The sequence below is a fragment of the Cohnella lupini genome (assembly GCF_003386205.1).
GTDB lineage: Bacteria > Bacillota > Bacilli > Paenibacillales > Paenibacillaceae > Cohnella > Cohnella lupini.
Genome location: NZ_QRDY01000001.1, coordinates 397,166 through 412,624, shown reverse-complemented (window position 1 = coordinate 412,624; position 15,459 = coordinate 397,166). Strand labels below are relative to the sequence as shown.

13 protein-coding genes are annotated in these 15,459 nt (G+C 51.5%); 6 read left to right on the top strand and 7 right to left on the bottom strand.

Going from position 1 to position 15,459, the window contains the following annotated elements; genetic code table 11:
• Positions 1-71: 71 nt before the first annotated feature.
• From DFP95_RS01885 to DFP95_RS01875, 3 genes are all read right to left on the bottom strand, one after another.
• The gene (locus DFP95_RS01885; RefSeq protein ID WP_115990852.1) at positions 72-1,187 is read right to left on the bottom strand and encodes an aminopeptidase; all 1,116 of its coding nucleotides are present in this window, start codon (positions 1,185-1,187) and stop codon (positions 72-74) included.
• Between the two features lie 25 nt (positions 1,188-1,212).
• Complete coding sequence (locus DFP95_RS01880; protein ID WP_115990851.1) at positions 1,213-1,959, bottom strand: hypothetical protein; 747 nt, start codon at positions 1,957-1,959, stop codon at positions 1,213-1,215.
• 110 nt (positions 1,960-2,069) lie between these two features.
• Positions 2,070-4,049, bottom strand: coding sequence for a sensor domain-containing diguanylate cyclase (locus DFP95_RS01875; protein ID WP_115990850.1), 1,980 nt, complete (start codon positions 4,047-4,049; stop codon positions 2,070-2,072).
• 335 nt (positions 4,050-4,384) lie between these two features.
• Here DFP95_RS01875 and rpsD point away from each other — a divergent pair, with 335 nt between their 5' ends.
• From rpsD to DFP95_RS01855, 4 genes are all read left to right on the top strand, one after another.
• The gene (gene rpsD, locus DFP95_RS01870; RefSeq protein ID WP_115990849.1) at positions 4,385-4,984 is read left to right on the top strand and encodes a 30S ribosomal protein S4; all 600 of its coding nucleotides are present in this window, start codon (positions 4,385-4,387) and stop codon (positions 4,982-4,984) included.
• A 126-nt stretch (positions 4,985-5,110) separates the two neighbouring features.
• Positions 5,111-5,335 (top strand): DUF1450 domain-containing protein, encoded by a 225-nt coding sequence (locus DFP95_RS01865; RefSeq protein ID WP_115991336.1) that lies wholly within the window; start codon positions 5,111-5,113, stop codon positions 5,333-5,335.
• A 62-nt stretch (positions 5,336-5,397) separates the two neighbouring features.
• Positions 5,398-5,904, top strand: a complete 507-nt coding sequence (locus DFP95_RS01860; protein WP_115990848.1) for a ferritin — start codon at positions 5,398-5,400, stop codon at positions 5,902-5,904.
• 162 nt (positions 5,905-6,066) lie between these two features.
• Complete coding sequence (locus DFP95_RS01855) at positions 6,067-9,162, top strand: transglycosylase domain-containing protein (protein ID WP_115990847.1); 3,096 nt, start codon at positions 6,067-6,069, stop codon at positions 9,160-9,162.
• A gap of 78 nt (positions 9,163-9,240) precedes the next feature.
• Here DFP95_RS01855 and acsA read toward each other — a convergent pair whose 3' ends face one another.
• Positions 9,241-10,965 (bottom strand): acetate--CoA ligase, encoded by a 1,725-nt coding sequence (gene acsA, locus DFP95_RS01850; RefSeq protein WP_115990846.1) that lies wholly within the window; start codon positions 10,963-10,965, stop codon positions 9,241-9,243.
• 247 nt (positions 10,966-11,212) lie between these two features.
• On the opposite strand from acsA, the gene DFP95_RS01845 reads away from it, so the two are divergent.
• Positions 11,213-11,845: a GNAT family N-acetyltransferase gene (locus DFP95_RS01845; RefSeq protein WP_115990845.1), complete on the top strand. Its 633-nt coding sequence runs from the start codon at positions 11,213-11,215 to the stop codon at positions 11,843-11,845.
• Positions 11,846-13,060: an acetoin utilization protein AcuC gene (locus tag DFP95_RS01840; protein ID WP_115990844.1), complete on the top strand. Its 1,215-nt coding sequence runs from the start codon at positions 11,846-11,848 to the stop codon at positions 13,058-13,060.
• Positions 13,061-13,115: 55 nt separating this feature from the next.
• Here the strand turns inward: DFP95_RS01840 and DFP95_RS01835 are convergent, their stop codons facing one another.
• From DFP95_RS01835 to ytxJ, 3 genes are all read right to left on the bottom strand, one after another.
• Entirely contained in the window at positions 13,116-13,817 is a 702-nt protein-coding gene (locus DFP95_RS01835; protein ID WP_115991335.1) for a 5'-methylthioadenosine/adenosylhomocysteine nucleosidase, read from the bottom strand.
• A gap of 94 nt (positions 13,818-13,911) precedes the next feature.
• The gene (ccpA, locus tag DFP95_RS01830; protein ID WP_115990843.1) at positions 13,912-14,925 is read right to left on the bottom strand and encodes a catabolite control protein A; all 1,014 of its coding nucleotides are present in this window, start codon (positions 14,923-14,925) and stop codon (positions 13,912-13,914) included.
• Between the two features lie 131 nt (positions 14,926-15,056).
• Positions 15,057-15,416, bottom strand: coding sequence for a bacillithiol system redox-active protein YtxJ (gene ytxJ / locus DFP95_RS01825; protein ID WP_115990842.1), 360 nt, complete (start codon positions 15,414-15,416; stop codon positions 15,057-15,059).
• Positions 15,417-15,459: the final 43 nt, after the last annotated feature.

Here is a 15,459-nt window from a genome sequence, read left to right as displayed (position 1 = left end):
TAAATATTAGGCATTTCATTCTCTCCCACATCATACCTTGTTCCCCCAAATTCACGCAAGGGGAGAATGGATTATTTCAATGAATCCGGGTTAAGGCCCTCGAGCTCCGGAATGACGAAAATTCCGTCTTTGCGAATGAGAACGTCGTCAAAATACACTTCGCCGCCGCCGTATTCGGGCCTTTGAATGAGAACTAAGTCCCAGTGGATGGATGAACGATTTCCGTTGTCGGTAACTTCGTAAGCTTGACCGGGCGTAAAATGCAAGCTCCCGGCGATTTTTTCGTCGAACAGCGTGTCCTTCATCGGATGCAGGATAAACGGATTGAACCCGAGACTGAATTCCCCGATATGGCGGGCTCCGTCGTCGCTGTCCAAGAGAGCGTTGATGCGGTCCGTATCGTTGGCGGTAGCGTCGACGATTTTGCCGTTCTCGAAAGTGAATTTAATATTCTCGTACGTAAAACCGTTGTATACGCTTGGAGTGTTGTAGGCGATCGTTCCGTTAACGGAATCGCGAACCGGGCAAGAATACACTTCTCCGTCCGGGATATTTCGCTCGCCGGAGCATTTTTGGGCTCCGATGCCTTTAATCGAAAACGTAAGGTCGGTACCCGGAGACACGATCCTTACTTTATCCGTTCCGCTCATCAACTGCTGAAGCGGATCCATAGCACGATCCATCTTCGCGTAATCCAAGTTGCAAACGTCGAAATAGAAATCCTCGAACGCATCCGTGCTCATGTTCGCCAATTGCGCCATCGAGCTGTTCGGATATCGCAGAACGACCCACTTCGTCTTCTTCACCCGTTGCTCCATATGTACCGGATGGCGATGAATTCTATCGTACATCTTCATTTTGCCTGCGGGTACGTCCGCGAGATCGTTAACGTTTTCTCCCGCCCGAATGCCGATATAGCCATCCATCTTCTTCATTCTCTCCAGATCGTATGCGGCCCATGTCGCCAACTGCTCTTCGTTCGCGTGATTAAGCAGCGTCCGGAGCACGGAGCGGTCCTCTATTTCGACGAAAGGGTTTCCGCCCAAACGCGCGACCTCTTCGATCAAGCATTTCAATAATTCGCGCTCGGAACCGATCATCTCGATCAGCACGTTGTCGCCAGGCTGAACCTTGACGGAATACCCCGCTAGATTGGCGGCTAATTTTTGCAATCGTGAATCTCTCATTACCGTACGACTCTCCTTTGCTACATTACTTGTTTACCTTTAACATTGTACCATTTCGGACTTTGCGTAGGAAATTCGTTTCCGAAATTCGTTTTTCCTTGTAGGTTTTGCCTTCCCAAACGTAAGTAAGCGACGTTTCTTCCCGCATTCGCTCCGGGAACCAGCTTTTGGGGTCGGCCGTCCACAAACATACCGTATTCGCCTTTAAGGTTGTTAGCGCCTTCTCAAGCCGTTCGTCCGCCGCCGCGAGAATTTGTTCCGCCTTTACGGAATCGCCCCGGAGAAGCTCTTTATCGGAGCGTAGGAGCTTGATCTCTTCCCTCAAGCCCTCCGCGACCCGATCGCTCGCTGCTTTTTCGTTCAATTGTATCCGAATTTGAACGGGCTTAGCCTGCATAGGCTTCTCGGCGTACGAAATGACGTTGGATTTATCGTTCACGGATTCGAGCAGTTGTAACGGCCGATACGCTCTAGATGCCGAGGAATGGGCCGAGGCTGCCGATAAGCCGGAATTTATCCATTGCATCTTCATATTGCCGTGCAGCGTCACCTCCCCTTCATACGCGGCCTTGCTGCCTATCGAACCTCCCGGTTTGAATAGGGACACCTCTCCGGCAAAACCGTAAGTATCGCTTCCCGAGAGCGCCGAAGCCGACAAAGCGAATGCTTCGTTAGCCGGCAAGGAAGTCGATGATGTCATGCACCCCTGCAAACAGATCAAAATGGCGAGGGCGCCCGAGGTAACAGAAAATATACCGAAATGCTTTATCATCGCTTTCTCCCCTTTCGCTTCGTATCGTTTCCCCATTTCCGAGCGCTATTCGCGCAAAAAAAAAGCTTGCCCGAAGTCCGAGGACTTCAAGCAAGCTTTTGTAATGAAAATTATCCGATCACGATGCAATTCCGTCCTTGATGCTTGGCTTCGTACAACGCCATGTCCGCCTTGTAGAACAAGGATTCGACGCTGACCTTGTCGTCCGATACCCGCCACTCCGAAATTCCGCAGGATACGGTCACTTGCGGATTCGTCTCGGACTCGACCCGGTGCCGGATTCTTTCCGCGACTCTTTCCGTTTGTTCCATCCCGAGCAAAGGCAAGTAGATTGCGAGTTCTTCGCCGCCCCATCGTGCGGCGATATCTCCATCGCGAATCGAAGTTCTAATAATTCCGCTTACTTGAATTAAGATATCGTCGCCTACTTGATGTCCGTACGTGTCGTTGATCTTCTTGAAATGATCGATATCCACGACGATGAGCGAACCCGAGCTATCCCTGATCTGCTTTCGTCCGATCCTTTCATTCAAGTAATGCCGGGCGAACAAACCGGTCAAATTATCGGTGATGACCATTCTGCGCACTTCCGCGTGCAACGTAGCGTTAGACATGGCAAGTCCGAGATGAGCCGACAAAACCTGCAGCAACTTGTAATTATCGTAGGAAAAATGATTCGCTTCACGTTTCGTAATCAATACCGCCCCGATGACGTCACCGTTCAACAAAAGCGGCGATGCCAGCAACGAGCGCGATTTCGTCACGTCCATGAGATGGGACGATACGGGCGTCGCCGAACAATAATCGGATAATATGATCGGCTCTTTCGTCGTCCACATTACTCCGCAAAAGCCGTACTCCTTGGAGTAGGATTCGCCGATCATCTCCGCCACGTTCGCCGACATCACTACGAACTGCTGAGTCGAGGAGTCGAATTGCAGAATGCAGCAGAAATCCGATCTAAATATCGATAACAATTCCGCGGTAGCGAATTGCATCGTTTCCGACAGCTTTAAGCTACTGTTAAGCCTTTGCGTCAGTTCGTTTATGAGCCTGAGCTCCCCCACGAGTACGTTCGCTTGTTCGTGGAGCTTCGCCTTCTCGAAAGCCGCGCCGGTAGCGGCCGCAAGCATCGTTAAGAAGCTGATGTCGGCTTCGTCGAATTCGCTCTCAGGCAAATCCAAGCGCAACACTCCGTATACGCCTTGTTTACCTGATAAAGGCAATGCGAGTTGATGTCGACCGGCGCTGCGTTCTTCCCGAATTCGTCCCTCGACGAAAGCGGTTTTGCACAAATCCATATCGTTGAGATGGAACGCCAGAGGCTTTACCTTCTCGTTCGGGCTGTTATAGTCTTGCGACAAAAATAAGTCCGCCTTGCAAATCGGGTATAGCTGTTCCAAGCTGTCCAATACTTCCGACAGTACGTTCTCCACTTCGATATGATCATTTAAACGGCGCATGACGTCGAATAAAATATCCCTTCGGCTTTCTTCTTTTTTCGAGAGCTTCCGCTCTCTCAAAAGCCCGCCGACGAATAAATTCTCGAAATGCCGATAGATGCACGTCCGAATATGTAACGCGGCGGCTTGCAGCAGCTTCAAATCTCCGGCTTGAGCCGTTCCTGCCGGCAACAGGCAAGCAACGATCGCGCATGGAATTCCGGTCGTTCGGGTGAAGATGGGGACCGCGATGGAATCGAAACCTTTAAGTTCCTGATGCGTATGCTCCTCGGAGCGCATCAGCGTAGGACGGCAAGTTATGAGCGCCGTGCTGGCGGCATTGGGACCGATATCCGTTTCGTTCCAACTGTCGAAGCGCGAATGTTCGTCGTCTGCCTGTCCTGCGGCGGCTATGCTATTGCCGTCCGGATGCAACATGATCATCCGTCCGCCTAGCCAGGGAAACCCGTCTACTTCTTCCAGCCAATCCACGAAGCTTCCTGCGAGCATCTCATGAATATAAGGTAGATCGGCTTCCGTTAAATCCTGCTTCTGCAACCAGTGTGGCAGCTGCTGACGGGTGCGGGATGGATTCTTGATATCCTCTAGCACATCATGATGTTGTTGCATCTTTCTCTTATTGACCATGCCCGACACCTCCGCCCCCGATGTCCTCTTTCCTTAACTATACAATGAAACAGTGATTTTTGCACTAGGTTCATAGAAGTCTATAGTCTAATGGCTTATTTTTCTTCAAATGGCTTCCATTCGGAAAAATAAACGAACAACTTGACATTTACGCTCATTTTCTTATAATATACTTGTTGAATACTGGGCTTAGCTCTTGTGACACCCTCTCGGACAATCCGCCAGCGGGCTGCGGCTGAACATCCCTACTGGAACCGAAAATCGGTTATGGAGAAATCCGCGCAATGAAACCCATTTTCAAAACACTTTCTTTTGAAAAAGGAGCTTTCTAACTCATGTCAAGATATACAGGCCCTAAGTTTAAGTTAAGTCGCCGCCTTGGAATTTCCCTCGGTGGATCCGGAAAAGAATTAAAACGCGCATTCCCGCCAGGACAACACGGCGCTAACACTCGCCGCAAAATCAGCGGATACGGAATGCAATTACAAGAAAAACAAAAGCTTCGCCACATGTACGGTTTGAACGAGAAGCAATTCCGCAACTTGTTCGATCGCGCTCAGAAGCAACAAGGTATCGCCGGCGAGAACTTCATGTTCCTGCTTGAGAGCCGCCTCGACAACCTTGTATTCCGTCTTGGCTGGGCTAACTCCCGTTACGGCTCCCGTCAACTGGTATCTCACGGTCACGTGACAGTTAACGGCAAGAAAGTCGACATCGCTTCCTACACCGTGCAAGTTGGCGACAAAATCGGTCTTCGCGAGCGTTCCCGCTCCCTGAAAACGATCAAAGAAGCTTCGGAAGGCCGTCACCATCTGCCGGGCTACGTTGAATTCGATGCCAATGCCATGGAAGGCAAGTATGTTCGTCTTCCGGACCGCGGCGAGCTGTCCCAAGATATCGACGTTAAACAAATCGTTGAGTTCTACAGCCGTTAATCGTTATCCCGATCAAACCACTCCAGCGAACTGGAGTGGTTTTTTCTTTGTCCTCTATTGACATTGAGAATGAGAATTAATATCATCATATTGAGATTGAAAATTCCTACGGGAGTCGGTTCTTTCATGAGGAAAATCAAGTATTGCTGTAGAAATTTCAAGCACGGATCCAAAGCGGTTTACAAAACGTTAAAGGCCGAGTTTCCCGATATGAAGCAGAAGAAAAAAGATTGCCTTGGAGAATGCAGACTTTGCACGAAGCAATGTATGGTTCTCATCGGAAAAACGGAAGTTATCGTCGCTCCTACTCCCGAGGTGCTTTACGAGAAATTAAAGCAGCGGATAGGATGACCCGATGTTTTATGGTACAATTCGGGTATATTCTACAGAGACCAAAGGAGTGACAGGAGACCATGTTAAACGATTCTCTAAGCAAAACATTAAATGAACAGCTCAATTTCGAGCTCTATTCCGCTCATGTCTACTTGGCCATCGCTGCCTATTGCTCGGGCGAAAGCCTCGACGGTTTCGCTAACTTCTTCATGGTTCAAGCGGAAGAAGAAAAGTTTCACGCGATGAAGCTGTATAAGTACTTGAACGACCGCGGCAAACGCGTAACCATGGAAGGAATGGATACTCCTAACAACGAGTATACCTCGATCCTCGAAGCCTTCGAGCATGCCTACGAGCACGAGCAAGAAGTAACTCGCCGGATTTACCATCTCTCCGATATCGCCATGAACGATCGGGAGCACGCTACGATCCAGTTCCTGAAATGGTTCATCGACGAGCAAGTGGAAGAAGAAGCGATGTTCGACAGCATCATCAATAAGCTGAAACGCATCGACAAGGACAGCAACGCCTTCTTCATGATGGATTCCGAATTCGCTCTGCGTACCTTTACGCCACCCGCGCTGTAATCGCCGACATCCGAATGACATTGGCTGCCTTCCGCATTTTGCGGAGGCAGCCTTTTTTGTTGCGCAACCTATTCCGGGGGCACGCGTAATTATGATGAGTCCAAGTCATACGATGGTTAAATGTGCTATAATAGTTCTGTTTGTTGAAGGAGGCTTTCTTACATGTCTAATACTAAACAACCCCCTTCCGCGCCGGTACGCAAAGGCGAAGGTTTCAAGACAGCGGGGAAAATCGCAGGTTTTACCGTGTTATGGCTTATCTTGTTCGGCGTGCTTGCCGGGCTTGTCGGCGCAGGCGCGGTAACGGGATTCATCGCGTCGCTCGTCAGCGACGACCCGATACGCGACCGAAGCTTCATTGAGGAGAAGATCAACGAGAACGCGGTTACCGGGTTCGTCTATTTCAACGATAATAGTCCGATCGGACAACTGCGCTCCGAAGAAGACCGCCGTCCGATTACTTACGATCAAATTCCGCAAATCATGATCGACGCCGTTATCGCGATCGAAGACAAAAACTTCTTCACGCATCCCGGCGTCGATTCTAACGGTTTGCTTCGCGCAGTTAGACAGCAACTGCTTAACGAAAGCGTGCAAACCGGGGGCAGTACCATTACTCAGCAGGTGGCAAGACGCGTATTCCTTAACTTGGATCAAACCTCCAGCCGCAAGGCCAAGGAAATTTTCCTTTCGCTCCGCTTGGAACGTTTTCTGAACAAGGAGCAAATCTTAACGGCTTACTTAAATAAAATCCCTTACGGTAACGGATCTTCCGGTTATCAGGTATATGGAATCAAAGCCGCAGCCAATGGCATATTCGGCATCAAAAATCTCGATGACCTGAACATCGCTCAAGCAGCCTATCTGGCGGGAGTACCGCAGCTGCCTTCCGTGTACTCCGCTTTTAACGGCAAAGGAGACTTCAACGAAAAGAATTTCAACGGCGCGGTAAAACGGCAGAAGCTCGTTCTAAGCCGCATGCTCGAAGAACACAAGATTAGCCAAGCCCAGTACGAGGAAGCGTTAGCGTTCGATCTCTACGGTTCATTGGCTAAGCCTAGCGAGAAAGCTTACAATACATATCCTTATCTCATGCTGGAAGTCGAACGCCAAGCAGCCGAGCTGCTCGTTCTGAAGAATAATCCCGACCTCACGCCCGAGGACTTGAAGAAAAAAGAAAATTCTACCTTGATCGAGGAAGCGCGCGCGCAGCTGCTCCGCAGCGGGTACAAGGTCAAGACTACGATCGACAAAAAGGTATACAACCTCATGCACGACGTCGCGGAGAATCCGGAGAACTTCGCTCCGGACCATCCGGTTAAAGGCGTCGAACAAACCGCCGCCGTCATGATGGACCAGAAGACGGGCGCCATTCTCGGTATGATCGAAGGACGCGATTTCCATATCGAGCAAATGAATTTCGCCACGCAGATGACGCGGCAACCGGGATCCGCCATGAAACCGATCGGCGCTTACTTGCCGGCGATCGACAAAGGTCTAGTCCAACCCGGAAGCGTCTTGGACGATTCGCCTATCATCTTGAAAAATGGAGGCGGAGGTTACCATATCCCGAAAAACTCCAACAATCGTTACTCGGGACTCGTTACCGCCCGTCAAGCGCTCAATAACTCTTACAATATTCCGGCACTTAAACTTTTTTTGAATAAAGTCACTATCAAGGAATCGTGGGCTTTCGCCCGTTCCCTTGGAATTACGACCCTCGTGAAAGAAGACGACGAAGCGCAAACCGGCGTTATCGGCGGACTTAAGTACGGAGTATCGGTCGAAGAGTTGACGAATGCTTACTCCGCGATCGCTAATAAAGGCGTTTTCAACGATGCCTATCTGATCGAGGAAATCCGCGATGCCAATAACGAAATCGTATACAAGCACGAAGCGGATCCGAAACGGATCGTGTCCGAGCAATCGGCCTATCTGATGACGGATATGCTTCGCACGGTCGTTACCAACGGTACCGCAACGTCGCTTATGTCCCAATTCAAGAACTATAAGAACATCCCGATCGTCGGCAAAACGGGAACGACCCAAAATTACGGAGACGTATGGTTCGAAGGCTATACTCCCGACATTACGCTCGGAGTATGGGCAGGCTACGAGAAAGCCATCCATACGTTGTCGACGGACAGCCATGGGCGCGCGCGCTCCATCTGGGCCAAGATCATGAACGAAGTGACCGATGCCAAGCCTGAGCTATTCCCGACGAAAACGTTCGACAAGCCGGACGGAATCGTATCGATGACCGTATCCAGCGTAAGCGGCAAGCTGCCGACGGATCTGACGAAAGCGGCCGGCAAGCTCGTAACCGACATCTTCAACCGTAAATTCATTCCGACGGAGGAAGACGACGCTCTCGTGAAGGTGAAGTACATCTCCTACAACGGCGTCAATTACTTGCCGCAGCCGGGAACGCCGGAGGATCTTCTTCGCGAATCGGTCATGGTCGTCAGAGAAGCTCCGCTTGATATCTTGACCGAAGAGCTGCAAGCGAAGCTTGGCCAAGTATCCGCCGATGCGCGCAAAGCTCTCTCCTATTACTTGCCTAAGGACGCATCGGAAAGCGCGCCTTCCAAGATCGATCCGCGCGCGGACGACGGCGCCGTTCCGAATCCGCCATCGCAGATTAGCGTGGAATCGTTGAATAACCTGGCGAGAATAACCTTTCATCCATCTGCTCAGTCGGACGTTGCGGGATATAGGCTGTATCGCTCCGTCAACGGAGGCGTTTTCCAGAAAGTCGAAGCATCCGTTCCGACAGGCGCGGATCCGAAGTTCGTTAATTACATCAGCGCAAACCAAGGATACGATTATTACGTGACAGCGGTGGACGTTGCGGGTAACGAGTCGGCTCCAAGCGAGAAAATCTCGGCCGACGGAGGATCCGTCGACGTCGATCCGAATTTCCCTGATGAAGGCACCGATCCAATGTTCCCGGTAGATCCAAACGGCGGAAATAACGAAGGTACTCCGACGACGCCAAGCGGCTTAAACGCGCAAGGAACGGAAATCGGCGTTACGCTATCCTGGAACGCGAACGCCGCCCAAGAAGGAGTAACGCAATATCAAGTGTGGTACAGCCAATCCGAACAAGGGAAATACAAATTGTTAGGAACGACGGAAGCCACGACGTTCGAATACATCGCGCCGATGTCGGAGGGCTGGTACCGCATAACGGCGAATAATCCTGCCGGGGAGTCTCCGCCCACGACCCCGATCTCGGTAAAAGCAGGAGCGCAATAAATCACATAATGTCAATAAAAAAAAGGTTGTGCAGGCTTTCCTGCTCAACCTTTTTTTATATTGCGATACCGACTTGGACTAGTCTTCTATCGTGGATAAGTCTCCCGTTGGTAAATTAAGCTCCCACGCCTTCAGCACCCTACGCATGATTTTGCCGCTGCGCGTCTTCGGAAGTTTGTCCTTGAACTCGATTTCGCGGGGGGAAGCATGGGCGGATAAGCCTTCCTTCACGAATTTCGAGATGTCGGCCTTAAGCTCATCCGACGGCAAGTAGCCTTCTCGCAACGAGATGAAAGCCTTGATGATCTCTCCGCGGAGCGGATCCGGTTTCCCGATAACACCCGCTTCGGCTACTGCCGGATGCTCGACGAGCTTGCTCTCTACCTCGAATGGGCCTACTCGCTCTCCGGAGGTGTTAATGACGTCGTCGATCCGTCCCTGGAACCAGAAGTAACCTTCGTCGTCCTGATAAGCGGAGTCGCCGGACACGTACCATCCCGGGATATGGAAATACTCGGCGTACTTCGTCGGATTGTTCCAGATCGTGCGCATCATCGAAGGCCATGGCGTCCGAATAGCAAGATTCCCCATCCGGAAAGGCGGCAGCTCGTTGCCTTGATCGTCGATAATAGCCGCTTGAACGCCCGGTACGGGCCGCCCCATCGAGCCCGGTTTAATCTCCATGCTCGGATAGTTGCAGATCAACTGTCCGCCCGTTTCGGTCATCCACCATGTATCGTGAATGCGTTGACCGTATATTTTGTTGCCCCAACGAACGACTTCCGGGTTCAACGGTTCTCCGACGCTTAAGACGTGACGCAGACTGGAGAGGTCGAAGGATTTCACTACGTCGTCTCCCGCCCCCATCAGCATGCGGAACGCCGTCGGTGCGCTATACCATACGGTGACTTTGTATTTCTGTATCGTAGAATACCAATCTTGCGGACTGAATCTACCACCTCTTACGACATTCGTTACTCCGTTAAGCCATGGAGCGAATATTCCGTAAGAGGTTCCAGTGACCCAACCCGGATCGGCCGTGCACCAATAGATATCGTCTTCTCTCAAATCCAGAACGACGCGCCCCGTATGGTAATGCTGAAGCATCGCGTTCTGAACATGGAATACGCCTTTTGGTTTGCCTGTCGATCCCGAAGTATAATGCAGAATCAGTCCGTCTTCCCGGTCGAGGAATGTCAGCTCCGTTTCATCGGAAGCCTTCTCCATGGCGGCGCTGAAATCAACGACACCGTTCCCCTCTTCCACCGAATCTCCGAACACGATAATATGTTTGAGATCCGGCAATTCCGCCTTAGGGACGCGCCCCAGAAGCGATGGCGTCGTAATGATCGCAACCGCGCCGCTATCCTGCAGACGGTCTCTAACCGCCGTTTCCATGAAGGCTTCGAATAAAGGACCTACGACGGCACCTACTTTAAGCGTTCCGAAGAGACTGAAGTATAATTCGGGAGTGCGCGGCATGAAAATAAATACTCGATCGCCTTTGTTTACGCCCAACTCGCGCAACACGTTGGCAAACCGGTTGGATTGCCTCGACATTTCGGCGAAGGTGTAGCTTTGATCTCGTTGACTGTCGCTGTAATGCAGCGCTACCTTATCTCCGCGGCCGTTTTCCACATGGCGATCGATCGCTTCGTAAGCCATGTTAACCTTGCCGGTCGTTGCCCAAGAAAATGCTTTCTCGACATCCGCCCAGTTAAAGCTCTTTACCGCCTCTTCATACGATGCCATGTTGGACAAATTCGCCGTGACGGCCAATTTCTCGTCTGATTGAAATGTCACGATTCATCACCTTCCCATTGAAATGCGGGCATCCAAGTTCGAATGCGCTTTCATTATCTTGAGGAAACGCTCTCCTCTGCCATTGACATTATAACACAGCGCGATGCGGCTCGGCACAGGGGAATCGGACATTTTCCGCCATTAAAGGGACAAATTTTACTAGCTTCCCTCGCAAGCGGTTCCTCCATCTTTCCCATTGATGATATAATGGACATCGAAGTTCTAGCTCGTCTGAAGGGAGAACGGTATGAATCATATTAAAACTTATGTTCGCCATCCCTTAGATCGAAACGGCAGATTATTGGTCGTAGAAGGACCAGTTCCCCCCGAAACATTATCCAAGCTCGCGTTGCATCCCAAGCTGGACGCTTTCCGCAGACCTAAGGAGCAGCACCAAGCATTAATAGAGATAGCCGAGTTGCCGGAAGGCAGAATCATCGCCGTCCGCGACGGGGACGTCGTCGTCGGTTACGTGACCTTCCATTACCCTGACGAGATGGAACGATGGTCGGAAGGCGGAATGCTCGACCTGGTCGAACTCGGAGCGATCGAGGTCGCCGATGATTACCGAAGCCTCGGACTTGGCAAAGCGCTTATATCCGCCGCTTTCGAGAACGGCCAATTAGACAACATGATCGTATTCACGACGGAATATTATTGGCATTGGGATCTCGAATCCAGCGGCTTGAACGTATGGGAATATCGCGAAATGATGGAAAAGCTGATGAAGTCGGTCGGCATGGTGTGGTTTGCGACGGACGACCCGGAAATATGCGCGCATCCCGCCAACTGTCTGATGGTTCGTATCGGCAAAGACGTCCCCTTGTCTTCCGTCGAGCAATTCGATCGCGTTCGTTTTCGGCAACGCTTCATGTACTAGATGAAAGGCAGGCGAACCTCACTGGCTTCCAGAACCGTATGGATCAATAATAACGCGTCGGAGCGTTACCGGTTTCATGATGATCATCCTTTCCATCCCGTGCGATTGGAGCTAGCCGAAGACCTCTTGCGCAAGAGCGGCGCACTGCAAGACGACCGGATGATCGCGCAGTTCTCCTACGCCGAGACCGAACGAATAATACGAGAGATACATCGCGCGGACTACATAGATACGGTAGAACAATTAAGTAAGGAACATCCCGGCTTCGCAGCGATACGAGAAGCCGATCGCTACGGCCTCGACGCCGACGGGGACACCCCTTACTTTCCCGGCATGCACGAAGCGGCCGTAGCCGTCGCGGCAGGCTCTATCGCTGCAGCCGACGCCGTGATGTCCGGTCGCGCCGATCGCGCCCTCCATCTGGCCGGCGGCTTGCATCACGCCTTTCCCGACCGCGCGTCCGGCTTCTGCGTATACAACGATGCGGCTGCCGCCATCTCCTATCTTAGAAAAAAGTATAATGCGCGCGTTTTGTATATCGATACGGACGTTCATCACGGGGATGGCGTGCAATGGTTTTTCTATACGGAACCCGAGGTGTTCACGTTATCCATTCACGAGACGGGAAAATTCCTGTTTCCCGGAAGCGGCTTCCCGCATGAAAGAGGAGACTCATCTGGTTACGGGGCTTGCCTTAACGTGTCCATGGAGCCGTATACGGAGGATGAATCCTGGCTCGAATGTTTCGGTCAAGCCGTGGAGCAAGCCGCACGTACGTTCCGCCCCGATATCATCGTCAGCCAACACGGTTGCGACGCGCATGCTTTCGATCCGCTCGCGCACATTCATTGCAGCATGAGAATCTATCGCGAAATGCCAAAAATCATTCATCGGCTTGCCGATCGGTACGCCAACGGCAAATGGGTTGCGCTGGGCGGAGGCGGCTACGACCATTGGAGAGTCGTCCCCCGTGCCTGGAGCTTACTCTGGCTGGAAATGAACGACCACCCATTGCTAGCCAACATAGACTCGGAGCTCCATGGCGGTCAACTCCCGAAAGCCTGGCCGACGATCAGCGCAAAACCTACGCACTCCGAGCCTTTACCCATCACTTGGCTGGACGACTTAAACTCTTGGACGCCGATGCCCCGCAGAGCGGAAATTACCGAGAAGAACAAAGCGAATCTGGAGATCGCCCTTCAGCATATCGGTTAAAAAAGGCGTCGCAGCTCGAATTCGACCCAGCGACGCCTTTTTAGATATTATCGAATTAAATGGCTTTAATCATTTCTTCTACGATCGCATACGAGCGATTGGCCGCCTCGATGGTGAATTCCGCGAAATTCACGTGGGCGGATCCATCCGCTTTGTCCGACATCGAACGGATAATGACGTGCGGAACATCGTTCATGTAACAGACTTGAGCGACCGATGCGCCCTCCATCTCCGTGCAAGCTCCGCCTAATTGTTCGTACAAAGCTTTCACGACGGCACGATCGGCGATGAATTGATCGCCCGAGAGTACCTTTCCCGTATGGCTGCGGTCCGGAAAGACCTTCTGGCCTGCTTCCGCCGCCAATGCGATCAAACGGGCGTCGGCAGGATATTCCGACACTTCCTGATAGGGAATCGTGCCGCGAGGGAATCCTAGAGCCGTTACGTCGACATCATGCTGCAAGCTGCTGGTTGAGATTACGATGTCCCCGATATCGAGCTGCGGATCGACGGCGCCCGCCACTCCCGTAAAGATTATCGCATCTGCGCCATAACGGTCGATCATCACTTGCGTGCATACCGCCGCGTTCACTTTCCCGACTCCAGAACGAGTCAATACAACCTTCTTGCCTTGAAAGCTTCCTCTATGGTAAACAATCCCCGCATGTTTCTCCGTCTGTCTATCTTCCAAGCGCGCCAACACCAGCTCAATCTCCTCTTGCATCGCGCCTATAATTCCGATCGTACCGTAAGTCATCGTCATCTTCCTTCCTCTACATCATCATAAAGAGGCCCCGCACCGGCCGCAGAAGCGCCGAAGCAGGGCTATCTATTCTAGCGTTGCGAATGAATTAATTGCCTTTAGGCCCGGTAACGGAACGACGAACGATTAGTTCGTGAGGTAACGTCACCTTGGCGTTCTCGACGGATTCCTTCTTCATAAGCTTCGTAAGCAATCTCATGGAAACCGCTCCGATATCGTACATCGGCTGCGCTACCGTCGTCAACAATGGACGAACCATCGAGGATATACGGCTGTTGTCCACGCTAATGACCGACACATCTTCCGGAACGTTCAGACCGGCGTCTTGAATGCAATGGATTGCTCCGATAGCCATCTCGTCCGTTGCCGAGAATACGGCGGATGGACGTTCAGGTAGATCGAGGAAATATTGCATTGCTTCGATGCCCGACTCGTATTTGTAATTCCCTACCCGAACGAACTCTTCACGGTAAGGTAATCCGGCTTGCGACAGAGCGCGCTTATAGCCTTGGTATCTAGCGTATCCGTTCGCCGGATCCTGCAGCGTGCCGCTGATCATCGCGATCGAGGAATGCCCCTCCGAGATCAAACGGTTAACCGCATCGAACGCCGCCGCTTCATGGTCGATATCCACGGAAGGAATCGTGCCCTTCTCATCCGTAGTAGCGCATAACACGATAGGGACGTTAGAAGTCTTGAAAGCCTGAATATGCTCGTCGGTTACCGCGCCGCCCATGAACAGCAAGCCGTCGACCTGCTTCTCCAGCAACGTGTTGATGACTCGAATCTCTTTGTCTTTGCGCTTATCGGCATTACAAAGAATGATATTGTAATGGTACATATTTGCGATATCTTCGATCCCGCGCGCTACCTCCGCGAATATAGCGTTCGCGATATCGGGGATGACAACGCCGACCGTCGTCGTCTTCTTGCTTGCAAGACCACGGGCTACCGCGTTAGGCCGATAACCAAGTCGTTCAATTGCCTCGAATACCTTCTTGCGCGTTTGCGGCTTAACGTTCGGATTGTTGTTGACGACGCGAGATACAGTCGCCATCGAAACTCCAGCTTCGCGTGCCACGTCGTAAATGGTTACCGTCACAATAATTCGCTCCAATGTTCGTGACCGACAAGCAATAACTTGTCCAGTCATGGATGATTAAGGTAATCATACGACAAATCCGCATGTTTAGCAATCTGACATGAGGGATTATGAAGCGTATGAAGTCGAGATTAGGGATTGTTTACGGAAGGCGCAAGTTTTTCCGACAAAAAGGCGTACGTAATATTCCAATGCGAAGTATCCCAAACCCGTTGTCCGTCCTTCACGAGTATCGCCTGCGGAGAAGCGTGCTTAACTTCCAAATGATCGGCGATCGCGTTGCTTACCGGACGGTCCTCGATGACGTGCACGATGGCATAATCTACGGGCGAGTCCTTGTCGTCTTCGATGAAGTGCATCACTTCTTCGTGCGCAGCGGCGCTTATCGGGCAGGTCGTGCTATGCTTAAAAACGAGCAAAGGCTTCACCGAAGTTCCTTGAATCGCTTGATCCCATTGTTGAACGGACGTTAATTGTTGAATTGTAGCCATTATCGCAGCCTCCTCCGGAATTCTATCCGTTAATCGTATCAGA